This window comes from Acidimicrobiales bacterium, from assembly GCA_041394245.1.
Lineage (GTDB): Bacteria > Actinomycetota > Acidimicrobiia > Acidimicrobiales > Aldehydirespiratoraceae > JAJRXC01.
Map to the genome: position 1 here is coordinate 2048838 of JAWKIR010000002.1, position 26347 is coordinate 2075184.

At 68.7% G+C, this 26347-nt stretch carries 23 protein-coding genes; 13 read left to right on the forward strand and 10 right to left on the reverse strand.

The genetic code is table 11. The annotated features are described in order from the left end of the window. Positions 1-2 precede the first annotated feature (2 nt). Positions 3-2486 carry a hypothetical protein gene (locus R2707_10290; GenBank protein MEZ5245475.1) on the reverse strand — a complete coding sequence of 828 codons (2484 nt, stop codon included), beginning with the start codon at positions 2484-2486 and terminating at the stop codon, positions 3-5. 86 nt (positions 2487-2572) lie between these two features. Between R2707_10290 and R2707_10295 the strand changes: the two genes are divergently transcribed. From R2707_10295 to R2707_10315, 5 genes are all read left to right on the forward strand, one after another. After that, positions 2573-3256, forward strand: a complete 684-nt coding sequence (locus R2707_10295; protein ID MEZ5245476.1) for a TylF/MycF/NovP-related O-methyltransferase — start codon at positions 2573-2575, stop codon at positions 3254-3256. 16 nt (positions 3257-3272) lie between these two features. Then, positions 3273-4289 (forward strand): low-specificity L-threonine aldolase, encoded by a 1017-nt coding sequence (gene ltaE / locus R2707_10300; protein MEZ5245477.1) that lies wholly within the window; start codon positions 3273-3275, stop codon positions 4287-4289. A 62-nt stretch (positions 4290-4351) separates the two neighbouring features. Continuing rightward, positions 4352-4537, forward strand: a complete 186-nt coding sequence (locus R2707_10305) for a hypothetical protein (protein MEZ5245478.1) — start codon at positions 4352-4354, stop codon at positions 4535-4537. After that, positions 4534-5958 carry a hypothetical protein gene (locus tag R2707_10310; GenBank protein MEZ5245479.1) on the forward strand — a complete coding sequence of 475 codons (1425 nt, stop codon included), beginning with the start codon at positions 4534-4536 and terminating at the stop codon, positions 5956-5958. Before R2707_10305 ends, R2707_10310 begins: the two co-directional genes overlap by 4 nt. Continuing rightward, the gene (locus R2707_10315) at positions 5955-8042 is read left to right on the forward strand and encodes a sulfatase-like hydrolase/transferase (GenBank protein ID MEZ5245480.1); all 2088 of its coding nucleotides are present in this window, start codon (positions 5955-5957) and stop codon (positions 8040-8042) included. The genes R2707_10310 and R2707_10315 overlap by 4 nt, the downstream gene beginning before the upstream one ends. On the opposite strand, the gene R2707_10320 is transcribed toward R2707_10315, so the two are convergent. Both R2707_10320 and R2707_10325 read right to left on the reverse strand, forming a co-directional pair. Continuing rightward, positions 8017-9600, reverse strand: coding sequence for a hypothetical protein (locus tag R2707_10320; GenBank protein ID MEZ5245481.1), 1584 nt, complete (start codon positions 9598-9600; stop codon positions 8017-8019). The genes R2707_10315 and R2707_10320 overlap by 26 nt on opposite strands. Positions 9601-9629: 29 nt before the next feature. Beyond that, positions 9630-10109 (reverse strand): MarR family transcriptional regulator, encoded by a 480-nt coding sequence (locus tag R2707_10325; protein MEZ5245482.1) that lies wholly within the window; start codon positions 10107-10109, stop codon positions 9630-9632. Positions 10110-10175: 66 nt separating this feature from the next. Between R2707_10325 and R2707_10330 the strand changes: the two genes are divergently transcribed. Continuing rightward, positions 10176-11114 carry an ROK family protein gene (locus tag R2707_10330; GenBank protein ID MEZ5245483.1) on the forward strand — a complete coding sequence of 313 codons (939 nt, stop codon included), beginning with the start codon at positions 10176-10178 and terminating at the stop codon, positions 11112-11114. A 9-nt stretch (positions 11115-11123) separates the two neighbouring features. On the opposite strand, the gene ligD is transcribed toward R2707_10330, so the two are convergent. Genes ligD through R2707_10345 form a run of 3 tightly spaced genes read right to left on the reverse strand, consistent with a single transcriptional unit; the run spans position 11124 to position 13775 of the window. Continuing rightward, positions 11124-12146 (reverse strand): non-homologous end-joining DNA ligase, encoded by a 1023-nt coding sequence (gene ligD, locus R2707_10335; GenBank protein MEZ5245484.1) that lies wholly within the window; start codon positions 12144-12146, stop codon positions 11124-11126. Between the two features lie 17 nt (positions 12147-12163). Then, positions 12164-13273: a hypothetical protein gene (locus tag R2707_10340; GenBank protein MEZ5245485.1), complete on the reverse strand. Its 1110-nt coding sequence runs from the start codon at positions 13271-13273 to the stop codon at positions 12164-12166. A gap of 28 nt (positions 13274-13301) precedes the next feature. Continuing rightward, positions 13302-13775 (reverse strand): hypothetical protein, encoded by a 474-nt coding sequence (locus tag R2707_10345; GenBank protein ID MEZ5245486.1) that lies wholly within the window; start codon positions 13773-13775, stop codon positions 13302-13304. Between the two features lie 54 nt (positions 13776-13829). Between R2707_10345 and R2707_10350 the strand changes: the two genes are divergently transcribed. The 7 genes from R2707_10350 to R2707_10380 all read left to right on the forward strand — a co-directional run bounded on the left by R2707_10350 (position 13830) and on the right by R2707_10380 (position 21710). Further along, positions 13830-14267, forward strand: a complete 438-nt coding sequence (locus R2707_10350) for an SRPBCC family protein (protein MEZ5245487.1) — start codon at positions 13830-13832, stop codon at positions 14265-14267. Next, entirely contained in the window at positions 14264-15229 is a 966-nt protein-coding gene (locus R2707_10355) for an SDR family NAD(P)-dependent oxidoreductase (protein MEZ5245488.1), read from the forward strand. Before R2707_10350 ends, R2707_10355 begins: the two co-directional genes overlap by 4 nt. Positions 15230-15302: 73 nt before the next feature. Further along, a complete protein-coding gene (gene ilvD, locus R2707_10360; GenBank protein MEZ5245489.1) occupies positions 15303-17156 on the forward strand; it encodes a dihydroxy-acid dehydratase in 1854 nt (617 codons plus the stop codon). Then, on the forward strand, positions 17153-18409 hold the full coding sequence (locus R2707_10365) for an MFS transporter (protein ID MEZ5245490.1): 1257 nt from the start codon (positions 17153-17155) through the stop codon (positions 18407-18409). The genes ilvD and R2707_10365 overlap by 4 nt, the downstream gene beginning before the upstream one ends. Positions 18410-18460: 51 nt before the next feature. Beyond that, positions 18461-19768, forward strand: a complete 1308-nt coding sequence (locus R2707_10370) for a LemA family protein (protein MEZ5245491.1) — start codon at positions 18461-18463, stop codon at positions 19766-19768. Positions 19769-19778: 10 nt separating this feature from the next. After that, complete coding sequence (locus tag R2707_10375; protein MEZ5245492.1) at positions 19779-20597, forward strand: fumarylacetoacetate hydrolase family protein; 819 nt, start codon at positions 19779-19781, stop codon at positions 20595-20597. Between the two features lie 39 nt (positions 20598-20636). After that, on the forward strand, positions 20637-21710 hold the full coding sequence (locus tag R2707_10380) for an alkylhydroperoxidase-related (seleno)protein (protein MEZ5245493.1): 1074 nt from the start codon (positions 20637-20639) through the stop codon (positions 21708-21710). 1 nt (position 21711) lies between these two features. Here R2707_10380 and hisC read toward each other — a convergent pair whose 3' ends face one another. The 4 genes from hisC to R2707_10400 are packed head-to-tail and all read right to left on the reverse strand — an operon-like array spanning position 21712 to position 26328. Beyond that, positions 21712-22785 (reverse strand): histidinol-phosphate transaminase, encoded by a 1074-nt coding sequence (gene hisC, locus R2707_10385; GenBank protein MEZ5245494.1) that lies wholly within the window; start codon positions 22783-22785, stop codon positions 21712-21714. Next, on the reverse strand, positions 22782-24389 hold the full coding sequence (locus R2707_10390) for a class I adenylate-forming enzyme family protein (GenBank protein ID MEZ5245495.1): 1608 nt from the start codon (positions 24387-24389) through the stop codon (positions 22782-22784). Before R2707_10390 ends, hisC begins: the two co-directional genes overlap by 4 nt. Before the next feature lie 8 nt (positions 24390-24397). Then, entirely contained in the window at positions 24398-25204 is an 807-nt protein-coding gene (locus R2707_10395; protein ID MEZ5245496.1) for a phytanoyl-CoA dioxygenase family protein, read from the reverse strand. Next, positions 25201-26328: a DUF1214 domain-containing protein gene (locus R2707_10400; protein MEZ5245497.1), complete on the reverse strand. Its 1128-nt coding sequence runs from the start codon at positions 26326-26328 to the stop codon at positions 25201-25203. The genes R2707_10395 and R2707_10400 overlap by 4 nt, the downstream gene beginning before the upstream one ends. Between the last annotated feature and the right edge of the window lie 19 nt (positions 26329-26347).

Genomic DNA, 26347 nt, shown 5'->3' on the forward strand with positions numbered 1-26347 from the left:
GGTCAGGGCGATGCGGGATAGCTCCGACGCACCACGATGAACCCGAGTCCGCCGATGACGAGGAGCACGGCGACCAACGCCGCCACCCCCCAGACGTTCGAACGCTCATCGGCATCGTCGTCGACCGGTGTGGTGGCGGTCTCCACATCGTCTGCCTCGGAGCCGCCGTCCACGTCGTCCACCTCGTCCACCTCGTCCACCTCGGCATCGACACCCGGGTCGACGCTGTCAGGATCTTCGGCCGACGGCTCGTCGGTGACGAGCCGGGAATCGTCGCCCGCCGGTTCGAACGGGGGCAGCGCGGCCAGCACCTCCTCCACCGACGGAATGTCGACGACTTCCCAATCCTCGCCGCGGTTGGTGGACCGCAGCAGCGCCTGCTGCGCATAGGCGTAGATGGTCCCGTCGACGGCGTAGGTCGGCGAGAACTGAATCGGTGCCGACGACGGGTTGGCGTAGTCGGCGATGAGGAGGTTCGCCTCGTCGAGGGCTGGAGCAGTCGACTCGAAGGTCGCACCGCCGTCGGTGCTGCGCACCAGGCCGACCGCGCGCACACTCACCAGGAGCAACCCGTCGTCGGCAAACGTCGGGGAGAACGCCACTGCCTCGATCAACTCGTCGGACGTGAGCGGACCGGACCTGACTTCGGCGAAGGTCTCACCGAAATCCGACGATCGGAAGAGACCGCTGTCGGTCGCCGCGTACACCAACCCGTCGTTGGCGAAGTCCGGCGACACGGCGACCTGGATCCCGAAGTCGATTTCCCGGCCCGTCACCTCGGCCTCGTTGCGAACGCCGGTGTCGGTCCAGGTTCTTCCCCCGTCGGTGCTGCGATCCAGTCCGCCGACGGTGCCGACGAAAATGGTCCGGTCATCGGCGAAGGCAGGACTCGGAACGATCGAACGCACCCGGGTTTCGAACGACGAGAGCTGTTCCCAGCTGTCTCTGTCGCCGCCGCGCTCGGACATGAAGAACTCTCCCTGTCGAGTGCCGGCGAAGATCGTTCGATCGACGAGGTAGTCGGGAGACGCGGCGAGCACGAACTGCCGAAGCTGACTTCCCTCGGGCGGGTCGCCCACCGGGATCTGCTCCCAACTGACACCGCCGTCGGTCGACCGGATGAACCGCGTCCATGTCGCTCCCCACAGCGTCTGATCTTCGGCGTAGCCCGGCGAGAAGTGCACGTTGTGGAGCCGACGGAGCGGCGCGAACCGGTTCCCCTCCGTGACCGCATCGTCGATGAGCCCGCCGTTGGCCAGCTCCCACGTGCTGCCGTCGTCGCGGGATACGAACGCGCCCCTGACGTAGGTGAAGACTGCGAGGCTGCGGTCTTCTGCGAAGGCCGGCGAGAGCGCCAGGCCGGCGATGTAGCCGGTGAGCGTCTCCACCGGCACCCATGTGTCCGAACCCTGGCGAAGGAGGAACATGCCGTCGAAGCCCGCAAGGAGAACGATCCCCGACTCACCGGGCGCGGTCGCGATGGTCGTGAAGTGCGGACTCTCGACGTCATCGGCCTGTGGGCTGCGGGTGAGGCCCTCGTGCAGCGGCTCGAAGGTCCTCCCGCCGTCGACCGAGCGGTACGCGCCGCTGTCGCGCGTCGAGACGAACACGGTGTCGTCGTCGGCGAAGCTCGTCGAGACGGCCGTGCTCATCAACTGCTCGTCGGGGAGCCCTTCGCCGATCTCGGTGAACGTGGCGCCCTCGTCGTCGGACCGGAGGAGTCGGCGGTCGCCGGTCGCGGCGAACACGACAGGGCGATCGGCGGGGTCGGTCGACACGGCCAGGTCGCGAATCGGTCGGAATCCATCGACGCGACCCTGTTCGACCCAGGTGACGCCCGCATCGGTCGACAGCAGGATCCGGCCCGTCTTGTCGCCGACCAGCATGCGACCGTCGGGCAGGGCGACGCCCGACCCGACCGCGATCTCGACCCCGTCGAGCGTCGGCCGCTCCCAGGTCTCACCCGCGTCGGCCGATCGAGCGAGCACCGCCGTGTTGGGGCCGAACGCGAAGACCACGTTCGGGTCGTCGGGCGCCAGGATGAGCGACGACGCTTCGACGCCGGCCGCAGCCGGAAGCAACTCCCACGACGAGCCGCCGTCGACGGATCGCAGGAGGGCCCCGTCGATCGACGTGGTGTAGACGACATCGCTGTCGGCCGGCGACACCGCGATGTCGCGGAGCTTCTGGGTCTCCCCGCCGAGACCGCGCACGATCTCGTGCCAGCTCATGCCGCCGTCGTCGGAACGCATGAGTCGACCGCGGATGATGGCGAAGATCCGGCCCGAGATGTCGAAGTCGGCCGAGAACGCGAGGTCGGTCACGAGATCGTGAGGAGCATGCGCCGACGCCGGGACGTCGTCCGCGACGACGAAGAATCCGGTCGAGGACGCGACCAGGGCGAGGCACAGGCACACCCGCGCCGCGACCGCATGCCGACGCCCCCGGTCGATCCCACCTCGCCGCCAGAGCCAGCCGATCTCCACGCGGGAAACGGTACCTCCCACGGGGCCGTCATACCCCACGATCTGCTCGCGACCTCCGCCGCGGCGAGGCGGTACTCTCGGCCGGCATGTATCTCGACGACGACCTCGATCCGATCTCTCGCGCGGTCCGGCGCACCCTCGAGGGCTACCTCGCGTTTTTCTACGACGCATGGGTCAACCAGAACATCAACGCGATCTCCGGCGACTATGTCGAATTCGGTTCCTGGGGCGGCAACACCATGCACATGGCCTACCGGGCCATGTGCCTCAGCGGGCGCACGGACCGACACATGTGGGCCTACGACTCGTTCCAGCCGCTGCCGGAAGCCAAGGACGATCGCGACTACCACCCCGGCTGGAATCCCGGCGGCCCGATGGGCGGGGGCGGCGTCGCCAACTTCCACGAGGCGTGCGAACGTCACGGAATCCCTCGCGACGCCTACACGGCGACCGAGGGTTACTTCGACACGACCCTCCCACCGCTCGGCACCGACGGGGACCCGACCGACATCGCGATCTGCCTCATCGACTGCAACATGTACTCGAGTGCGGTGACCGTCTTCGAGTTCCTCGAGTCACGCCTCAAGCACGGCATGATCCTGGCGTTCGACGACTACTTCTGCTGGTCACCCGAGCGCATCTCCGGCGAGCAGTCCGTGTTCCTCGAGTTCTCCCGCGACCACCCCGAGTGGCACTTCGAGCGGTACCGCGACTTCCACCGCGCCGGCACGTCCTTCGCTGTCCAGCACGCCGACCAGATTCCTCGCTGAGGAGGGACTCCACGCCGTGATCGATCTCCGCTCCGACACCGTGACCCAGCCGACTCCTGCCATCCGCAAGGCGATGGCCGACGCCGAGGTCGGCGACGACGTCTTCGGCGACGATCCCACGGTGCACCGCCTCGAAGCCGTTGTCGCCGAACGGCTCGGCAAGGAGGCGGCGGTCTTCGTCACCAGCGGCACCCAGTCGAACCTCTGTGCGCTCCTGGCCCACTGTGGCCGGGGCGACGAATACATCGTGGGCGACATGGCCCACACCTACCGATGGGAGGGCGGCGGGGGCGCCGTGCTCGGCGGCATCCAACCGCAGCCGGTGCCGATGGCGGCCGACGGGCTTCCCGATCCGGTCGCGATCGCCGCGGCGGTGAAGCCCGACGACGACCACTTCGCCCGCAGCCGTCTGCTGTGCCTGGAGAACACCAAGGACGGCAAGGTCCAATCCGTCGATCGGATGGACGAGGCCGTGTCGGTCGGGCGAGCCCACGGGCTGTCGGTGCACCTCGACGGTGCCCGCATGTGGAACGCCGTCGTCGCTCTGGGGATCACCGGAGCCGAACTCGCCGCCCCGTTCGACTCCGTGTCGCTGTGCCTGTCGAAGGGTCTCGGAGCACCGGTCGGATCGGTGCTCAGCGGTCCGAGCGACTTCATCACCGAGGCCCGGCACTGGCGCAAGATGCTCGGCGGCGGCCTCCGGCAGGCCGGCGTACTCGCCGCGGCCGGCCTGCATGCGCTCGAGCACCATGTCGAACGCCTCGCCGACGATCATGCCAACGCCGCTCGGCTGGCTGAAGGCCTCGGCACGATCCCGGGCGTCACCGTCCACGCCTGCGACACCAACATGGTGTTCGTTTCGATCGACGACGCACCGGCCGATCTGCGGACCCGATTGGCCGATGCCGGCATCGTCACGCTGCTCTCGGTCCGACCCGACGGCACCGCCGGCGCCCGCCTCGTCACCCATCTCGACGTCACGGCCGACGACATCGAACGGACCATCGAAGGATTCGCCGCGCAACTCGGCTGACCGCGCCCACTTCCCAGGCTTCACCTGTTGGTAGAGTTCCGTTCACTCAACACAGGGGTGCGATGATGATCAATGCCTATCTGGACCCAGCCTCTGGCAGCGCGATCATCGGCGCGGTTGCTGCAGGCGCCGCGGGTGCCGGCGTTGCGGCCAAGACGATGATGGCGAAGCTACGGCTGAAGAAGCGCTCGACCGACGAGCCGGTGCTCGACGAAGAGCCCACCGTCCTCGACGAACCGACGCAGTGACCGCAGCGGGACCCCCGCCCGGCCGCGATCACCCGAACCCGACCTACGACGCCGGCTCCTTCCGAGATCCGTCGTCGCGCGTCTGGCGCGATGGCGACCATGTCCGGCGGGGCCTCGACACGACCGCGGCGGCCGACTACGAGACCGTGGCCGCGTCCCGCTTCTTCCGGGACGCGCTCGCCGACGGATCGATCGTCGGGACCCGCGAGGTCGAGGGACCGAGCCCCGACGGCCGCGAGTGGTCAACCGTGCTCGAACACGACCGCATCCCCGTCGTCACCTACCCCCACGAGTGGTCGTTCTCGATGCTGCAGGACGCAGCCCTGCTGACGCTTCGCCTCGTCCGGGCCGCGATCGACGACGACATCACGACCAAGGACGCGACCTCCTACAACGTGCAGTTCGTCGGTGCCCGCCCGGTGTTCATCGACGTGCCGTCGTTCGAGCCGTACCGGACCGGCGAGGCCTGGTGGGGCTATCGGCAGTTCTGCCAGATGTTCCTGTTCCCACTGATGTTCACGGCCTACAAGGACCTCCCCCATCAGCCCTGGATGCGCGGCGCCGTCGACGGCATCACCCCGGAGCAGGCCCGCCGGGTGCTCGAGGGCCGCCGCGCCGGGCACAAGGGGTTTCTCACCCACGTCTGGCTCCACGCCAAGGCCGATGCCCGTTTCACCGACGGCTCGGCCGACACCGTGACCGAGATGAAGAAGGCCGGCTACAAGAAGGAACTCTACGTCGCGACGATCGACCGGCTCATCGCGCTGGTCGAGGGACTCGTCTGGGACCGGTCCGAGTCGACATGGGGCGACTACTCCCAACGGGGTCACTACCAGTCGAAGGAACTGTTGCTGAAGGCCGACTTCGTCCGTTCGGTGGCCGCACTGACCCCACGCGATCAGGTCTGGGACATCGGCGCGAACGACGGCATGTTCAGCCGTATCGCGGCCGAGCACGCAACGACGGTCCTGGCGATGGATGCCGACGACCTCGTCGTCGATCGTCTGTACCGGGAGCTGCGGGCCGACGGCACGACGGGCATCGTGCCGATGTACATGAACTTCGCCGACCCGTCACCGGGCATCGGTTGGAACGGCACGGAGCGACCGGCGCTGCCGGCCCGATCACAGCCCGATCTCGTGCTCGCCCTCGCGGTGATCCATCACCTGGCCCTCACCCACAACGTCCCGACGTCGGCCATCCTCGACAACTTCGCCGCACTGGGCGGCGAGGTCGTCCTCGAGATCCCGACCGAGAACGATCCGATGGTGAAGACCCTGATGCGCCACAAGCGCGCCGGCACCCACGATGCCTACACGCTCGCCGCCATCGAGGGGCAGGTCGACGACCGGTTCACCGTCATCGACCGGCAGGAGTTGCCCGGCGGCACGCGCGTGCTGTTCCACCTGCGCCCGCGGTGACCGCCGACGTCGCCACCGACCGACGCGCCCTGCCGTCGGGGTGGCCATTCGTCGTGCTGGGCCTGACCGGCTTCGCGATCACGCAGCCACTCCTGTCGCTCGCCGGTTCGAACCCGACCCTGTTCGTGTTCGCCCGGACCGGCCGCCTGGAGATCGTGCTGCTCGCCGTCGGCATCGCCTTCGTGCCCCCGTTGTCGATCAGCGCGCTCGTCGCCGTCGCGCACCGGATCCACGCCACGCTCGGGCAGTGGATCTATCGCGGCGTCGCCGCCGCGCTCGCGTTCGTCGCGGGGGTCTGGATCGGGCGCGACATCGGGGGCGACCTCGTCGCCCTCGCCGGCGGCGTGCTCGCCGTCGCACTCGTCGTCGCCGCAGTGCTCCGAGCCGGTGTCGTGGCCGAATGGTTGCGCTACACGGCGATCCTGCCGTTCCTGGCGCTGGGGTTGTTCCTGTTCGCCAGCGAATCGAGCGACCTGCTCCGCCCGCTCGACGATGCCGAGCGGGCCGAGTTCGTGGGCGACACGCCGTCGCTGGTCGTCCTGGTCCTCGACGAGCTTCCCACCCGCTCACTCCTCGACGCCGACGGCAACATCGACGCCGCTCGCTTTCCCAACTTCGCTGCGCTCGCCGCCGACTCCACGTGGTACCGCAACTATGCAGCCCAGAGCGGAACGACGCGCACCGCGTTTCCGACCATGCTCACGGGCCGGGAGCCCCGCCTGCGTTCGCCGGTGTGGACCAACTACCCCGACAACCTCTTCTCGCTCCTCGCCCCGACCCATCACCTCACCGTGCACGAGGCGTTCACCCGCATGTGCGGCGTCTCCACCTGCTCCGAGGAGGGCCCCAGCGGTGAGGAAGTCGAGCCGCCGGCCCCCGACCACGCGCTCTCGCAGCTGATCGATCTGTGGACGGAACGGCTCCGCGGGCCCCGCACCGTCGGACAGGAGGCGCTCGACGACTTTCGCGAACAGGTCGATGCCGAGCCGCCCGAGGCGATCCCGTTCAAGGAACTCGGCATCTTCGAACCGGGGTATCTCGAGCAGTGGCCGACCCGCTTCAGCCGGTTCCTCGACGTCCTCGAGCCCAGTCCGAACCCGACCCTGTGGTTCCTCCACCTGCTGCTCCCCCACGTCCCGTGGGAGTTCTACGCCGACGGCACCCTCTACGCGACCGTGCCCCGAGGGAGCGAGCTGGGCGAGCTCAACACCGTCGAGTGGCTCAGTGCGGTCAACGAGGCTCGCCATCTCCTCCAGGTCCAGTACACCGACGCCCTGCTCGGCGAGCTGATCGCCCGTCTCGAGGCCAACGGGCTCTACGACGACACCGCCCTCGTCGTGGTGGCCGACCACGGTGTCTCGTTCGAGATCGGCACCGAGAACCGCGACATCTCCGGCCCAGGACGACCCGGCACGGCGTTCGCTCCGCTCTTCGTCAAGCCACCCGGCCCCGGCGAAGCGATCGTCAGCGACGAGAACCTCATGGCGATCGACCTCTTGCCGTTGATCGCCGACCTGACCGGCACCACGATCGACTGGGACATCGACGGCAGCGCGCCGGGGAGCGCGGCGATCGAACGTCGCGGCACCGACAAGTACACGTTCGCGATCGAGGGACCCGACGACAACCGCCGTCTGAGCGAGGCGCTGCACTACGACGGCGAGGCCGACTTCCCCACCGCCGCGGATCGCTGGATCCGTCCCTGGCAGGAGGGCGACGGGGAGCTCGACGCCCTCCTCGAACTGCTCGACAACGACGATCTGATCGGTGTCCCGCTCGACGAGCTGTCGACCGAGGCGGCCGGTCGCGTGCAGGTCTGGTCCCTGAATGCCCTGACCACCGCGCCGACGGATCCGCCGCCCGCGTTGGTGCAGGGACGGGTCGAGGCCACGCTCGACGCGGCGGAAGTCCTCGTCGCGGTCGACGGCACGATCGTCACCGGTTCGAAGGTCTATCCCACCGAGAACGGGCCGGGTTTCCTGGCGATGCTGCCGTCGGCGCTCGTCGGCGAGGCGATGCGATTGGACTTCGTCGTGGTCACGAACGACGGCCGACTGATCACCCCCGCGCTGACGTCGCTTTGAGCATCCCTGGTCCACGCAGGATGCGGGTCTTGCCGTACATCGAACCGAAGAGCAGGTGGCCGTCGTCGTCGACGGTCACACCCGCACCGAGGGTGTTGAACTTCGAACCGCCGAGCACGTAGTGGAACGCGGTCTCACCCGTCTCCCAGTCCGCAGCCTCGATGGTCCATTTCCCGTCACGCGCTCCGCAGGTGTAGACGAGGCCGCTCTCCTCAGCGACGAAGGGGACAGAGTTGGGTGACGAGATCTCGTGGTTGACCCACGCCTCACGCAATTCCCGGGCGATCGGGTCCCACGCGTACTTGTGCATCCCGTGGGGGGTGAACTCCGGCTTGTGGCCGAGCATGAAGCAGAGCATGCGAACGCCCTGGGCCGGGAACCCTTCGGGGATCGTGGCCGGTTCGTTGTTGACGGTCATCGCGCCATAGCCCGAGACGGTGATCGACTGCTCGGTCTGGATGGTCGGCAGGTCGGGGTCTCCCATGTTGGCGGGACCGATCCCGGCGATCCGTCGGTGCGGCGCGTCGGGGAGCTGCTCCCAGTCGTCGGGGATGTCGTCGCGCCAGGCGAGGGTGATGTTGACGACGGCGTCGCCGTCGCCGAACACCACGAATCGGTCCTCGTCGGGACCGAAACCCATGAGCGACGGGGTGGTTCCCGAGCCGGTACCACCGCCGTTGCGATAGGGAACCGTCCAGCACCCGTGCGCCTCGTCGTCGGTGAGCTCGGTTCCCGTCCACCGCAGCTTGTGGTGGTGGTCGTTCGACGAGCAGTAGATCCCGTTGTCCTCGTCGACACACATGCTCGTGCGCATCCACCCGTAGCCGGCCCGTCCGGCCTCCTCCATCTTCGTGCAGTACGCCTCGGCCTCCTCGGCCCCTCCCGCCACCTGGATGGCGTGGTACTCGCTGAAGTCACGGGCGAGCACGACCACCCAGCCGCGGTCGGTCGACATCACGAGGCGGCCGTCGAAGGTGATGTTCATGCCGACGAAGGCGCCGGTGATGTGAGCGGGCTTGTACCAACGATCTCGCTCGACGATCTCCGAGCGACGGTCGTTCGGATCGGTTTCGACATAGGCGACCGCGTGGTCCTTTCGCCCGAGGAAGAGCGTGTGGTCACGGTCGAGGAGTGCGTAGACGCCATCGAGGCCCGTCATGTACCGCATCGACAGCTCGACGGCGTGTTCGATCGCCGCCCAGCCGTCCTTTTCGTCGAGACCGCGGAGGTTGTCCTCGAGCTCTGACTGGGGGCTCTTCCCCTCGCCGCCCACGATGACGTGATCGGCGAGGATCTCGAGCGTGTCGTAGTCGAGCTTGACGATGTTCTGGCGCCCGTTGCTCCAGATGGTGCGACCGCCGTCGGGATAGACCCCGGAGATGAGTCCGCCGAAGTGACACGGACCGAGCCAGGCGTACTGGAGGTCGACCGCCTCGTCGAGCACCTCGGTCGGCCCCTCGGGGCCGCGCCACGGCACGTTGTCCTGCTGGTCGCTGCGACCGTGGGCCACCGGATAGGACGAATCGGCGAGAAAGGGATTGCGGGGTCCGTGCTGCATCTGGTTCATGTTCGGTGTCCGTTCGGGTGCTACCGGTGGGTGGTGAGAGGGGCATCGGCACGAAAGCCGGCAGAGGAGGGCAGACCGCCGTCGCGTTCGAAGGCATCGACCAGAGCTCGGATCTGGTCGCCGACGACGGCGCGGTCGAGTCCGTCGACCACCCGCGCGACCCGAGCGACGATCGCCTCGACCACCCGGGAGTGCACGGACTCTCCCGCATCGGTCAACACGACGAGGCGCCCTCGGCCGTCGCTCGGATCGGCCACCCGCTCGACGAGCCCATCGGCCTCGAGTCGGCGGAGCGTGGCGGTGAGGCCGCCGCTCGTCTGGACGACGAAGTCGGCGAGGTCGGAGGGACTGGCCGACCGGTCCGGCCGGTGGACGAGCAGTGACATGACCCTCGTCTCTGCCGGGGTGATGCCGTGGTCGGCACACACCTCGGCCATGGCGGCCTCGTTGAGACGGGACAGCCGTCCGAGCAGGAGGGCGAGTGTGGTCAGATCGATCACTCCGCCAGATAACTTTGCAGAAAGCTTTCTGTCAAGATAGTGCGGGCCAAGATAGTGTCGGCGTTCATGATTCTCGGGTTCGACGTGGGGGGCACCAACGCCCGCGGGCTGCTGGTCGACCCCACGACGCGATCGGTCATCGACCGGGCCCGGGCGTCGAGTGCGGGCCCCGGCGCAGCCGTCGTGGCGACGCTCGTCGAGATCACCCGCGAGCTCGAGCGCGCGAATGCGGTCTCCGTCGATGCCGTCGGACTCGGCGTTGCCGGCCTCGTCACCACCGACGGTGTGGTCCGGTACTCGCCGAACCTGGCGCAACTGGTCGAGTTCCCCCTCGGTCCCGAGCTGAGCGACGCGCTCGGAATCCCCGTGACCGCGATGAACGACGCGACCACCGGCACCTGGGCCGAGGCCAAGCTCGGCGCCGGGCGGGGCGCCGACGACTTCGCGTTCGTCGCCCTGGGCACCGGCATCGGGACCGGATTCGTGGTCGGCGGACAGCTCGTCCACGGCGCGCACGGTTTCGCCGGCGAGGCGGGCCACATGGTGGTCGATGCCGACGGCCCCGCCCACATCACCGGCCAGCAGGGGCCCTGGGAGTACTACGCGTCGGGCAGCGCGCTCGGTCGACGCGGGCGCGAGGCCGCCCACGACGGACGGTTCGACGCGGCGATCGACCTGGCCGGCGGTGTCGCGGCGATCACGGGCCTCCACGTCGCCGACGCGTTGGCCGCCGGGGACGACGACGCTGCCCGCGTCTTCGACGAGTTCTGCCGTGACGTCGCCCGCGGGTGCGCCAATCTCGTCGTGGTCCTCGACCCGCAGCGCATCGTCATCGGCGGCGGGCTCACCGGCATCGGCGAACCCCTCCGGCGCGGCGTCGACGACTGGCTGCACGAGCTGCTGCTCGCGTCCGACCATCGTCCCCGGGTCGAGGTCAGGCTCGCCGAACTCGGCGACGATGCCGGCGCCCTCGGCGCGGCCCTCGTCGCGATCGACGCCGCCTGAGCGACGCCGTCAGCCGTCGTCGTGCGGGCCACGCTTGGCCCGACTGGGGCTGACCCGGGGCGGCTCGTTGGGCTGCTTCGGATAGACGGGCGGCCAGGGTGCATCCATGAGACCGTCGGCCCAGTCGCGCTCGTGCCACTCGAGCAACGGCTCGATCGACTGCAGTGCATCGTCGACGCCGGCCCACGCGTCGCCGCGTTCGGCCAACCGGGCCGGCACCGTCGCGAGGGTCAACGCCTCGGGTTCGACGTCGGCGACCTCGTCCCAGGTGATCGGGGTGGAGACCTGGCCGCCCACCCTCGGACGCACCGACCAGGCACCGAACACCGTCTTGTGGGGTGCATTCTGGTTGAAGTCGACGAAGACGCGCCGACCCCGCTCCTCTTTCCACCATTCGCAGGTGAGCAGATCGGGCCGGCGCCGCTGCAGCTCGCGGGCCAGCGCCACTGCGGCGTAACGGACCTGGTAGCTGTCCCAGCGCGGATGGAGCCGCACATAGATGTGGATGCCCTTGGAACCGCTTGTCTTCGGCCATGCGACGATGCCGAGCTCGTCGAGCACCGCCTTCACCTCGTAGGCCGCGGCGCGCACGTCGTCGAAGTCGGTCCCCGGCTGCGGGTCGAGATCGATGCGCAGCTCGTCGGCGTGGGTCGGGTCCGCCGCCCGGTAGGGCCACACGTGGAACCCGAGACAGCCCATGTTGACCGCCCAGACGATGTGGGCCATGTCGTGGGCGACGAGGGCATTCGACGTCGTGCCGTTGGGTGTGCTCACCACGGTGGTCCGCAGCCAGTCGGGCGCACCCTTCGGGACCCGCTTCTGGAAGAACGACTTCCCTCCGGCCCCATCGGGATAACGCTCCAACAGGAGCGGACGCCCACCAACGACCCTCAGGAACGGCTCGGCGACCACCAGGTAGTAGCGGACGAGGTCCAACTTGGTCTCGCCTCGTTTCGAGAAGAACACCTTGTCGGGGCTGGTGACGCGGGCCTCGATGCCATCGACATCGATGATCACGGGGTCGCCGGCCATGACGCGACGCTACTTGTTCACCCGTGGGGACGCCGAAGCTCGACGGCGAGACTCACCGCGCCGCCGGCGGCCATCAGCCCACCGCCGATCAGCCCCAGGCCGGCGAACGACCACGACGAGACCAGCACGCCACCGAGCAACGGGCCGACCGCCCGGCCGGCCGCCATCGCCGCCTGCGCATCGCCGGCCCGGTCGGCCGGGTGCGCGGAGCGTTCCGCCAACAGCGTGTAGATCCCGGGCACGCCTGCCCAGAACGCGAACCCCCAGATGGTCAGCACGGGCCATGCCATCCAGACCTCGGTGATCAGCGGCAACGCGACCGCACATCCCGCGGTCACCACCAGCCAGATGCCGGCACGAGGTCGACGACCGCGCCAACGCGACGAGGGCACGCTGGCCAGGGCGTTGGCGGCGAAGAGGAGCGACAGCACCCCGGGACTCACCCCGACCTCGTCGATCAGGATCACACCGCCGAACACGAACACGGCCGAGCCACCGAGCGTCAGGAGCGTGAGCGCGCCGATCAGGACGAGGGCCTGGGGAACCGCCGCGGTGCGGGACCGATGTTCCGCCGCCGCCGCAGCCGCGAAGTCGGGAACCATCAGCAGGGGCACGAGGGCGGCGACGCCGAGCGCCCCGAAGACCCAGCGGTCGTCGCCGACCGACAGCAGCACACCGAACAGCGGCGAGACCACGACGCCGGCGATGGGCCCGACGACGGCGATGTCGCCCTGGCGCTGCTCGTCGCCGAAGACCTGCGACCAGGCGAGCCAGGTCAGGACCCCGAGTGAGAGGCCCGACAGCGCGCGGATGACCACGAACACCGCGAAGACGTCGGTCGCGGCGCTGGCGAAGTTCGCGGTCGCCAGCACGAGAAGCGCCAGACGAAATCCCCTCGCGCTCGGGACCATGAACCGCCCCGACGCCCATGAGGCCACCACGAACATGCCGAGCTGTGCCGCGGAGAAGATGCCGGCGGTGCCGGCGCCGACACCGAAACGGTCGGCGATCGACGACAGCGAGATCGGCGTGGCGACGAAGACCGCAGTCGACACCGCGGTGGCGAAGAGCAGGCCGGGTGCCGCACCGGTCCGAACGACGCGGAGAAGTCGGAGCGGAGCCTGCACCGGGGAAGTCTAAGACGGCTCTGGAGGGTCAGGCGCCCGGCTTGAAGACCATCAGGTAGAGGGTCACGAGGAACATCAGGGTGATCAACATGCCACCGATCTCGGCCTTCCTCCCGACCACGTCGTCGCCGGCGGCGATCCCCTTCTCGCCGGGGATGATCATCCCGTGCAGCACCCCGTTCATGGCGACCCAGAGGAGCACGGCAGGCCAGAGCCAGCTGTCGCTCACCGAGTAGACGAGCTCGTCGGTTCCCGGCGCCTTCGACATCCCGGCGACACCGAAACCGAGCAACCCGCCGAGGATCAGCATGCTGCCGTAGATCCGCATCGACCGGGCGGCGATGCCGGCGAAGACGGCCTGACGGACCGACGCGTCGCCACCGGCGGTCTCCCGATCGATGAACGGGTGGACGAACATCGGCGCGAACGCGGCGAACATCGTCAGGATGTGGAGGAAGAGAATGATGTTGTAGCCAGTGTCATTGATGTCGGCGAGAAGCATGGACGCGACCCTAGTCGCGCATCCGCCCGATACAGCCGAGCCGTAGTGTTCGGTATGGCCCGCTACACCACGTCGATCCGCTGCTCCCTCTCCGCCGGCGAGGCTTTCGCTCGTGTCGCCGACCTCGCCAACCTCGCCGACTGGGATCCCGGCGTCACCACGTCCGTGCAGGTCGTCGGCGACGGGCCGGGTCCCGATGCCGAATACGACGTCACCCTCTCGACCGGGTCGATGACGCTGCGCTACGTGACCACGGCGTTCACCGGGCCCCGCTCCGTCACCTACGAGGCGAAAGCGTCGTGGTTCACCTCGATCGACGTCATCTCCGTCGAGCCCGCCCCGGAAGGTTCGATCGTGACCTACGACGCCACGCTACGTCTCCCGCTCCTGTTGCGCCTGGGTGACCCGATCCTCGGCCTGGTCTTCCGTCGGGTCGGTGATGCCGCCGCCGGCGGACTGAGAAGTGCGCTCGAGGGAGACTTCGTCTCGTGAGTCTCACGGCCCGCATCGTCGATCGACTGCTCGAGGTGCCGATCGCGCCGAGCTTCACCCGAGTCGGCTACCACCTGCGGTCGTCGCTGTTCGATTGGACCGACCTCGACGAGCTCGACGGCACGGGCAAGACCGTCATCCTCACCGGCGCCACCTCCGGGATCGGCCTCGCCGCCGCACAACGCCTCACCGATGCCGACACCACGCTCGTCATCCTCGGTCGCAACGCCGAGAAGACCGAACGGGTCCGCGCCGAATTGGCCGACGGCGGCGGCGATGTGTCCTGCGTGATCGCCGACATGGGCGACCTCGACCAGGTTCGCCGCGTGAGCGCCGAGATCCTCGAGCGGCACCCCGGGATCGACGCGCTGCTCCACAACGCCGGTGCGCTCAGCGCCGAACGTCGCGACAACAACGCCGGGATCGAGTTGACGGTCGCCAGCCAGGTAGTGGGGCCGTTCCTGATGACGACCCTGCTCGCCCCTGCGCTCTCCGCCGCCGGCGGCAGGGTGATCACGATGTCATCGGGCGGCATGTACGCCAGCCCGTTGCGGGTCGACGGACTCCAGATGAGCGAGGCCGACTACGGCGGCAGCGAGCAGTACTCACGGGCCAAGCGGGCCCAGGTCACGCTCAACGAGATGTGGCCGACACGTTCCCCCGAACCCGGGATCTCCTTCCATGCCGTGCACCCCGGATGGGCCGACACTCCCGGTGTCGAGGAAGCCCTTCCGACGTTCCGGCGCATCGTCGGGCCGGCCCTGCGCACCCCGGACGAGGGCGCCGACACCATGGTGTGGCTCGCTCTCGCCCCCGACCTCGGCGACGCCCCCAACGGCAGCTTCTGGCTCGATCGTGCCCCGCGCCCGATCCATCGCCTGCCATCCACGAAGCGGTCCGACACCCCCCAACGACGCGAAGAGTTGTGGCGGATGGTGGCCGATCTTGCCGGGATCGAATGAACGACGCCGATTGCCGGGTGCGGGCCGGTGAGAATCTTGGGCCGGGAGACGACGTCACCCGTAGGCTGAGCGCATGCCCGAGTACCGCTCCCGCACCACCACCCACGGCCGCAACATGGCCGGTGCCCGCGCCCTGTGGCGCGCCACCGGCATGGGCGATGACGACTTCGACAAGCCGATCATCGCCATCTCGAACTCGTTCACGCAGTTCGTGCCCGGCCACGTCCACCTGAAAGACCTCGGTCAACTCGTCGCCCGCGAGATCGAGGCGGCCGGCGGCGTGGCCAAGGAGTTCAACACGATCGCCGTCGACGACGGCATCGCGATGGGTCACGGCGGCATGCTCTACAGCCTCCCGAGCCGCGACCTGATCTCCGATTCCGTCGAGTACATGGTCAACGCCCACTGCGCCGACGCCCTCGTCTGCATCTCGAACTGCGACAAGATCACTCCGGGCATGCTCAACGCGGCGATGCGGCTCAACATCCCGACGATCTTCGTCAGCGGCGGACCGATGGAAGCCGGCAAGACCAAGCTCGCCGGTGTGAGCGTGAAGCTCGACCTCATCAACCCGATGATCAGCGCCGGCGACAGCTCGGTGAGCGACGACGACCTGCTCCAGATGGAGCGCTCGGCGTGCCCGACGTGTGGCTCCTGCTCGGGCATGTTCACCGCCAACTCGATGAACTGCCTGACCGAGGCCCTCGGCCTGTCACTGCCCGGCAACGGCACCGTCGTCGCCACCCACGCCGACCGCGAGCAACTCTTCCTCGAGGCCGGCCGTCGCATCGTCGATCTCGCCCGCCGCTACTACGAAAAGGACGACGAGTCGGTCCTGCCCCGCTCGATCGCCACCAAGGCCGCCTTCGAGAACGCGATGACCCTCGACATCGCGATGGGTGGCTCGACCAACACGGTGCTCCACATCCTCGCCGCCGCCCATGAGGGCGGCATCGACTTCACGATGGCCGACGTCGACCGGTTGAGCCGCCGGTCGCCCAACATCTGCAAGGTCGCACCGAGCACCGAGAAGTACCACGTGGAAGACGTGCATCGAGCCGGCGGCATCATGGGCATCCTCGGTGAGCTCGACCGTGGCGGGCTGCTCGACACCACCCTCCCGACCGTCCACAGCGAGTCGTTGGCGGCTGCGCTCGACCAGTGGGACGTCATGCGCGACCCGTCCGACGAGGTCGTCGAGTTCTACCGGGCCGGCCCCGCCGGCATCCCCACGCAGGTCGCGTTCAGCCAGGCCGAGCGGTGGCCCGACCTCGACCTCGACCGCGACGACGGGTGCATCCGCACCGTGGCGAACCCCTACAACGCCGAGGGCGGCCTGGCCGTCCTCTTCGGCAACATCGCCGAGAACGGGTGCATCGTCAAGACGGCCGGTGTCGACGAATCGATCTTCACGTTCTCCGGCCCGGCCCGCGTCTTCGAGAGCCAGGACGCCGCATGCGACGCCATCCTCGACGAGACCGACATCAAGGCCGGCGACATCGTGGTGGTCCGCTACGAGGGCCCCAAGGGCGGGCCCGGCATGCAGGAGATGCTCTACCCGACCTCCTACATCAAGAGCCGGGGCCTCGGGAAGGAGTGCGCGCTCCTCACCGACGGCCGCTTCTCGGGTGGCACCTCGGGGCTCTCGATCGGTCACACGTCTCCTGAGGCGGCCGAGGGCGGCGCGATCGGTCTGATCGAGGAGGGCGACTTCATCGACATCGACATCCCCAACCGCTCCATCAACCTGCGCATCTCCGACGACGAGCTCGCTGCTCGCCGCGCCGCGATGGAAGCCAAGGGCAGCGACGCCTGGCAGCCGAACGGTCGGGTGCGCGAGGTCTCGGCCGCGCTGCAGGCCTACGCCGCGATGACGACATCGGCGGACCGCGGCGCGGTTCGCGACGTGAGCCAACTCCGCCGCTGAACCGCGACCACACCACCTCACGCAGCGACCGGTCGGTCGTCGCGTTCCTCGCATTCCTGAGCATCGTCCTCGCGTTCGGGATCGACTCGTCGTTGCCCGCGTTCGACGAGCTCCGTGACGAGTTCGGCCTGCGCGACGGTTCCGGTGAGGTCTCGCTCATCGTCACCACGTACTTCCTCGGCATGGCGGCCGGCCAGCTCGTCTGGGGCCTGTCATCGGACCGCACGGGTCGGCGGCGGCCCCTGCTGAGCGGCCTGGTGCTCTACGGCATCGGCGCGGCCGGCGCGGCGGCTGCCGGCTCGATGACCACGATGCTCGTCGCCCGTTTCGTCTGGGGCCTGGGAGCCGCCGCGCCGAGTGTCCTCCGGAACTCCATCGCCCGCGACCTCTACAGCGGCGACCGCCTCGCCCGCATCACTTCGCTCACCATGGCCATCTTCCTCGTCGGGCCGGCCATCGCACCCTCGATCGGCGAGGTCATCCTCCTCAGCGGCAACTGGCGTCTCGTATTCGCCGCCGCGGTGCCGCTCGCGCTTGCCGGCATCGCCTGGACACTCTGGTTCGGCGAGACGATGGCGCCCGAGAACGCTCGACCGCTCGACGTCGCCACGGTCCGCCGCGGCGCCGCGGCCTTCTTCCGCACGAGGGCGACGGTCGGCTACTCCGGGGCGATCACCCTCGGCTCGGGTGCGTTCTTCATCTATCTCGGCAGCGGTCAGCCGATCGTCGACGAGATCTACGGCTACGGCGACTGGTTCGCGCTCGTGTTCTTCATCACTGCGGCCGGCATCGGACTCACCGTGTGGACGAGCAGCCGGTTCATCAGTCGGTTCGGCGCCGACGCCGTGGGATCGACGGCGACGACGGTCATGGTGACCAGGGCGACGGTGTTCCTCGCGACGTGCCTCGCAACCGATGGCCGACCGCCGTTCGTGATCTGGCTCGTCCTCGTCACGGTCTTCGCGTCGTTCACGACCGTGTCGACCCCGGCGTTCGTCGCCCTCGCGATGACACCCATGGCCCGCATCGCCGGCACCGCGAGCGCCCTCAACGGGGTGCTGTCGATCGGCGTTGCATCGCTGCTCGCCGCTGTGTTCGACCGGATGATCGACGACACCGTCACACCGATGGCCGTCGGCTTTCTCACCTACTCGACGCTTGCCCTCCTCACCGCCCGCTGGGCCCGCGGCGGCTCGCGGGAGATCGTCGAACCCGACACCGAGCCGACGGCGAGAGCGATCGATGGAGGCTAGGTTGCGCGAGATGGGCAACGAGTACCGCGACGGCGTTCCTGAAGCCGTGACGTGATCTGGCCCCTCTTCCTCGCACCGGTGGCATTCGTGGCCGCCTGGCTCTTCGATCGTCGCCGCCGCGTCTATGCCGATCTCGGAACCACGCCCGCAGCCGCCGTCTACGCGGGTCGCAACGAGGTCAAGGGCCGGGCCTGGCACGAGCAACCCCTGCGCTCGCATTTGTCGCACACACCCTCGGTCTGGTGGACCTACCGACTCGAGGAGGAGCGAGAGCACACCCGCACGGTGACCAGCACCGACAGCGAAGGACGCACGACCACGCGTACCGAGACCTACACCGAGTGGCACGAGATCGATGCCCGGTCCGATGCCCGGCCGAGCATCGAGGTGGTCGACGACAGCGGGGCGGTCGAGGTGGTGATCGCGGAGGCCTCGCTGACCCCGCGCACCCTGGTGAGCGAGGTGTTCCGCGACGGCGAGAAGAAGGGGTTCCTGGCCCGACTCGTGAGCTTCGACAATCGGACCGGCCGGTACCGCCAGACCGAGACGGCGATCGCGATCGGCGACGACCTCTACGTGGTGGGCGACGCCTCGTTCCCCGGCGATGCCTCCGTCCCCCGCATCGATCACGGTCGCCCCTTCATCGTCTCGACCCGCCCGGAGGAGTCCCATCGCAAACGGGCGGGCATCGCCGTACCGATCTTCCTCGTCATCGGCGTCGCCCTCGCCATCTGGGGGGCGAGTGGGATCGACTCCGCTGTCGCGCTGCCGCTCACGATCACGGTTCTGGTGCTCCTGTTCCTCTCGGCCGTGTCGCTCGTCGTCTACAACCAGCTCCAGTCGTTCGTGCAGGCCGCCGCCCGCGCGTGGAGTCTGGTCGACGTGCAGCTGGCCCGACGGCGCGACCTCATCCCGGCGCTCGAATCGGTCACCAAGGCGGCCATCGCCCACGAACGCCAGACCCAGGAGGCGGTCGCCGTGGCTCGATCGAGCGTCGTGGGCGACGTCCCCGATGCTGCCGCCGTCGCCCAGGCCGATGCCGCCGTGCGTGAACAGACCGAGCAGATCACCCGGCTCCTCGCCGTCATCGAGGCACACCCCGAACTCGCGACCGACACGACGACGCGTCGGCTCCAACACGAGCTGGCCGACACCGAGAACCGCATCGCCGGGTCGCGGGCGTTCTACAACGAGACGGTCACGCTCCTGCGCAACAAGCGGGGAACCTTCCCGGGTGTGTTCATCGCCCGCTTCGCCGACCCGCGCGGCTTCGCCCTCTTCGGGGCCGACGGTTTCGAGCGCACCGTCCCGTCGATCGTCTACGACTTCGGCGAGGCCGACCCGCAGGTCCCGGATTAGCCTCACCCCCATGCGTCTGACCACCATCCGCCACCAGGGATCGACCCGCGCCGCCCGGGTCGAAGGCGACGATCTCGTCATCCTCGATGCCGTCGATGTGGGCGACCTGCTCCGCGGGAACGGCGACGCTTCGGCCGACGGTGCCACCATCACGGCGAGCGAGGCCGACCATGCACCGCTCGTGACCCATCCCGACAAGATCGTCTGTGTCGGGGTCAACTATCGGGACCACATCGAGGAGATGGGACGCGAGGCCCCACCCGCCCCCACGTACTTCGCCAAGTTCCGCCGCGCCCTGATCGGCGCCCACGACGACATCGCACTTCCCGACCCGTCGGTGTCGACCAGCATCGACTGGGAGGCCGAACTCGCCATCGTGATCGGTGCCGAAGTCCGGCACGCGTCGCCGGCCGAGGCGATGGCCGCCATTGCCGGCTTCACCGTGCTCAACGATGTCTCCGTACGTGACTACCAGCGCCGCACGACACAGTTCCTCGCCGGGAAGACCTTCGAAGCGATGACACCGCTCGGCCCCCACCTCGTCACCACCGACGAGGCCGGCGACGGTTCCGGTTTCGAGATCACCGCAACCGTCGACGGCGTGGTCAAGCAATCCAGCAACACGAGCCAGCTCATCTTCAACGCGGTCGACATCGTGGCGGATCTCAGCACGATCATCACCCTGGAACCCGGCGATGTGATCGCGACCGGCACCCCTGGCGGCGTGGGCGCGGCGAGGACACCGCCGGAGTGGCTGCGTGACGGCACGGTGCTGCGCACCGAGATCGCAGGCATCGGCGCCTGCGTCAACACCTGCCGCGTGCCGTGATGCCGCACGGCTCCGAACCTCAGCTGCAAGGATGACGTGATGGGTCTGTTCAGTCGTAGGAAACGGGCGCCGACCGACGACCCGACGCTCGTCGGGTTCGGTGGCGACGCGCCCGAAGAAGAGCTCGAAGAGCCCGAACCGCTCGACCTCGGACCGGAACCGCTCGAGGCGTTCGAGATGCTCGTCGACCGGGAATGGGAACGCCTCGCTGCGCCCGGAACCTGGTGGACCGGGGCCGAACGCATCGCCATCGCGGCCGATGCCCGCCGGGCCATGGCGGGGGAAGCACTCTCGGGGATCCTCCCCCCACCGGTGGAAGAGGCCACACGGATCATCGCGACCGCCGCGGCGTCCATCCGCGGCACCGACGTCGCTCGATGGGAACTCGACGGGCTCGACGCATCCGCCTACATCGAGATCGCCGGCATCGTGAGTCGCCTCGCCGCACTCGATGTCACCGCGTTCGGGCTCGGTCACAAGTTCCGCCCGCTTCCCGAACCCGAACCCGGCGACCCCTCGCGCGATCGCCCCGACGGTGCCACCATCACCACTGGCTGGGCCCCGACCATCGGACCCGCCGCAGCGTCGTCGGCTCTCTCGGCGGTCCCGGCCGAGGCGGAGGCCATGGCCGACGTGAGAGACGTGCTCTACCTCGGCGCCGTGCAGATGCTTCAGACACAGAGTGGGCGCGACGGGCTGACGCGGCCGCAGATCGAGCTGGCCGCATCGCGCGCATCGGCGCTCAACGACTGCTTCCACTGCCTGCTCGGCCAGACGTCGATGCTCCACGAGACCATCGACGCCGCGCCCGGCGCACGGACCTCGCGGCCGATCATCACCGGCTGCGGCGACGCCGGGGTCGAGCACGGTGCGGAGATCATCGCGTTCGTCGACAGCGTCGTCCTGTTCGACGACGACGAGGTCGATGCCGCACGGGCCGCGCTCGAACACCGCATCGGTCCGGTCGCAACCGACCGGGTCGCGATGGTCGCCGGCAGCTTCTCGATGACGAGCCGCGCCGTCGACGCCATCGGCGCACCCGTCGGTCGGGGTCACGACGAGTTGGCCGACGAACTCGGCGTCGCGATTCCCGCCCACCTCGCCCCGAGGTAGTTCAGACCACCTCGGCGAGCGTCGTCAGGAACCGGTCGTTCTCCTCCGGAGTCCCGATCGTCACGCGGATGCCCTCGTCGGGGAAGGGTCGGGTCACCACACCTCGCTGCTCGAGCGCGAGCGCGAGTTCGGCGCTGCGCACACCGAAGGGCAGCCAGACGAAGTTGGCCATGGGGCGAGGGAACACATGGCCGGCCGCGGTCAGGGCGTCGACCACACGATCGCGTTCCTGTCCGATCAGCCTGACCCGTTCGCGGATCTCGTCGTCCGCGGCGACGGCGGCAACAGCGGCCGCCTGTGCGATCGCGTTGACCGCGAAGGGCACCAGGGTCTTGTCCACCGACGCCACGACCTCGGGCGGGCCGATCATGTAACCCAGTCGTAGACCGGCGAGGCCGTGCGCCTTCGAGAACGTTCGCAGCACGACGGCGTTGTCGTGATGGGGCAACACGTCGACGACGGGATCTCCCAGCGCCGGGTCGTTGAACTCGCGGTACGCCTCGTCGATCACGACGAGGGTTCCTCGATCGACGGACTCCATGAAGCGCTTCAATTCATCGGTGCGCAGCGCCGTGCCGGTCGGGTTGTTGGGCGAGGCCAGGAACACCAGCTTCGTGCGGTCCGTCACGGCACCGGCGACGGCGTCGAGGTCGAACGCGTGGTCGACGAGGGGCACCGTCACCGACGTTCCCCCGACCAGCTGCGTGAACACGGGGTAGACCTCGAACGATCGCCACGGGTAGACGACCTCGTCACCGGGGTCCACATAGGTGAGACAGATCTGCTGCAGCAGACCGACCGACCCACACCCGACCGCCACCTCTGCCTCGGACACGCCCACGGCCCCCGCAAGTGCGGCCCGTACCGCCCCGGCCCGATGGTCGGCGTAGCGGTTGACCCCCGCGGCCGCCTCGGCGATCGCGGCGGCGACCGACGCGACCGGCGCCCACGGGGTCTCGTTCGACGCCAGCTTGATCGCGTTGGTGATGCCGTGTTCGGCCTCGGCCTGCGCCGCGGCCTTGCCCGGTCGATAGGCCGGCAGCGCGTCGACCGCGGGGCGCGGCCGACCGGTCATCGTTCGTCTCCGGAACCAGGTTCGGCGAGCTCGTCGGCGAGATCACGGAGCTTGTTCTTGGCCACCTTGTCGAGCGTGGCCCTCGGGAACTCCTCGACGAAGTGGACCGCGCGCGGCACCTTGAAGTCGGCGAGTTGTTCCACGCAGTGATCGATGATCGCCTGCGCGTGGGCGTCCTGGTCCTCGGGTGCGTCGCCACTGCGGATCACGAACGCGACCGGCACCTGGTCGAGCATGTCGTGGCTGCGCCCGACGACAGCGATGTCGGCGATGCCGCCGACGGCGCGGCACGTGTCCTCCACCTGACGGGCCGACACGTTCTCACCCCCGACCTTCAGGAGATCCTTGTCGCGCTCCTGGTAGAAGAAGCGGCCGGCGTCGTCGACCATCACCATGTCACCGGTGCGGAACCAGCCGTCGGCGGTGAACGCCTTGTCGTTGGCCTCCGGGTTGTCGAGGTACTCGAGGAAGAGCTGGATCCCCCGCGTGCCGCGCAACCACAGCTCGCCGATCTCCTCGACACCACACATGGCGCCGGTCTCGGGATCGACCACGATCGCCTCGTAGCCCGGTGTCGGCCAGCCCATCGTCCGCTCGGGGAAGGGATGGTGCAGGGGCGCATGGATCGCATGGATGACCGTCTCGGTCATGCCGTAGGCGGGAAGCACCCGGAGTCCGAGCCAGCCCTCGAGCAACGGCATCACGAGCCCGAACACACCGACACGGATGGTGTGCTCCGGGACCTGCTGCCCGCCGAGTGCCTTGAAGACGAACGGGATGAGCGAGATGTGGGTCACCGAATGGCGTTGCACCACTTCCCAGAACCGACTCGACGAGAACTTCGGCTGGAGCACGACGGTCCCGCCGACGCCGAGGATGCTCCACATCGACCAGGTCTGCGCATTGACGTGGAAGAACGGGAGGTAGATCAGGTAGGTGTCGCCCGGCCGCAGGTCGATGTTGCGGGGCCCCACGCGGCTCGTCCAGATCGCGTTGGCGTGGGTGTGCACCACCGCCTTCGGCAGCGACGTGGTGCCCGAGGTGAACATCACCCCCACCGGGAGCATCGGGTCGGCGGGGCGCTCGGCGACGCCGGCGGCGTCGCCGAACAACGCCGACCACGACTCGAAGCCGTCGGGAACCGGAGCCGACGGGGCCTCGCCGCTGTCGTCGTCGGTGACGACGAACCAACCGAGGTGCGGCGCGGCGTCGCGGACCAGCGCCGCGTACTGCGGCTGGGTGATCGCGCCGACGGCCTTCGTGTGGTCGGCGAAGTAGGCGACCTCGTTGGCCACCGACCGGGTGTTGGTCGTGACGCCCACCGCACCGATCCGGGCGCACGCATACCAGGCGAGCACCATCTCCGGACAGTTGTCGGCGTGGATCAGTACCCGATCGCCGACCCCGACCCCCCGTTCGACGAGGCCGGCGGCGATGCGCAGCGTGTCGTCGCGGAACTCCCGGTACGTCCACGTCGCCGTCGCCCCGTCGCGCGGTTCCCACACCAGCAGCGGCGTGTCCGGTTGGGTCTCGACCCACTCGTCGATCAGATGGGGAAGGTCCTGACCCACCATCTGAAAGCGCTCGATCTCGGTTGCGTCCATGGAACTCCTCATCCCCAATCGATCGGCACGGGCGTGACGTCGACCGGAACGGAACGTCCGTCTCGCATCACCGCCACCCAGTCCTGGTTGAAGGTCATCTCGTGGGCGATCGTCGTCGCCGCCGGCGAGTAGTGATACACCATCGCCGCCCGCATGCCATCGCTCACGTTGTCGGTCGATCGGTGGCGGAGGTGGCAGTCGAACACGAGCAGGTCGCCCGCGTTCATGAGCATCTGTCGCTCGCCGCTGGTGTCGGCGCCCTGGATCTCGACGTAGGCGAGACCGGCGCCGGGTCGGGGATCCTTCACCACGTCCTCGTGCACCGCCTCGCGGTGCGAACCGGGAACGACCCACAGCGGCCCGTTGTCGGCCGTCGCATCCGTGCAGGCCAGCCACACGCCCACCTGACGCGGCGGGTCCATCCGGAAGTACCACTCGTCCTGGTGCCATGGTTGGCCGAGGGCGCCCGGCTGCTTGAAGATGAACTGCGACAGGAAGCAGTCGATGTCCGGTCCGATCAGCTCGGCCAGCATGTCGAGGAGACGGGTGTCGGTCGCGAACTCGCGGAACACGCCCTCGGTTCGCATCACACGGAAGATCTTCGAGAGCCGTCCCTCCGCCGTCGACGCGTCGGCCAGGACGCTCTCGTGACTCACGAGGAGATCCGGTCGTTCCTCGCCACCGTCGATCCGCCGGGCGAGTTCGACGATCCGGGCGATCATCGCCTCGAGCACCTCCGGCTCCGCGAACCCCGGGACGACGAAGTACCCGTCGTCGTCCCAACTGCGGCGCTGCGCCGCGGTCAGTGCCGTCACAGGGTGACGACGTCGCTCGACGGCTGCTCGGGATCTTCCTCGGGAAGCAGGAAGCGCCAGAAGACCGTGCCGCGGGCATGCGAGTCGGTGTCGAGCCAGTTCGGGTGGCCGGGGTCCTTCGCCGACACCCAGATCTCGAAGCTGCCGTCGTCCTCGAGCTGGATCTGCGCGCCGTTGAGCGAGCAGCGACGGCCCCGGTATTCGAGCGTCTGCATGTGGGCGTTCCAGAGCATCACGTTGACGAACGGACCGGGCGGGATCGTGCCCCGCATGACCAGCGCCTCGTCGGGACCGAGATCCCAGCGACACATCGCGTAGTGGATGTCGGCCGCACCGGGAACGGGCAGTCCCGAGTCGCGGAAGCTGTAGGGCTTGGGGAGCACGTTGGGCTCGGTGGATGCGAACGGCACGCCGATGCCGCTGCTGCCGAAGTACCCCTGGCCCGTGGTGACCTGCCGCAGGAATGCGACCCCCTCGCGCATGCGTTCGGCGATGAACTCCTCGGTCAGGGCCGGCGGCGGCGTGTCGACGTCGAGGCATTCGATGTCGATGTCGACGTGCACGGCGCTGTCGTTCTGGGCCGACTTCTCGTTCTGGTAGTAGCTGCGCACGATGACGGCGATCGTGTCGGGCTCGAGCTTGATCCAGTCGCCGCCGTCGGCGTCGGCCTCGTCGGCACTGATCGTCAGCGAGTACCTCCCATCGGCGCCGACCGTGAGGTCGCGGTCGTTCACGTCGCCACGCAACGGACCGGCCATGCCGCCGTCGTCGGCACGACCGTGGAGCGTGAACGACGTGTAGCACTCGCCCTGGATGCGACCGGTCACGCGGTACTTCCGCGATCCGTCGACGCGCGTGTAGTGGTAGATCGCGTCGGGATTGTCGCCCTGGAGCTTTCGACCGGGGTCGACGATCGACACGAACCGCGGGTGCTCGGGCTGCGCTTCCCAGTAGAGCTCCGACATCGCCGAGAGCATCTGGCCGAGGTAGCGGAACGCCTCCGCCTGTTCGACCGGTTGGCTCCATCGTTCGTCATCGAGGATGTAGCCGTCACGGATCTCGGTGAGGGCCGCGATGAGATCGTCGAGCGCGGCCGTGGCGGGAGAAGTGGGGTTGTTCGACATGCGGCGAATACTGTCACGC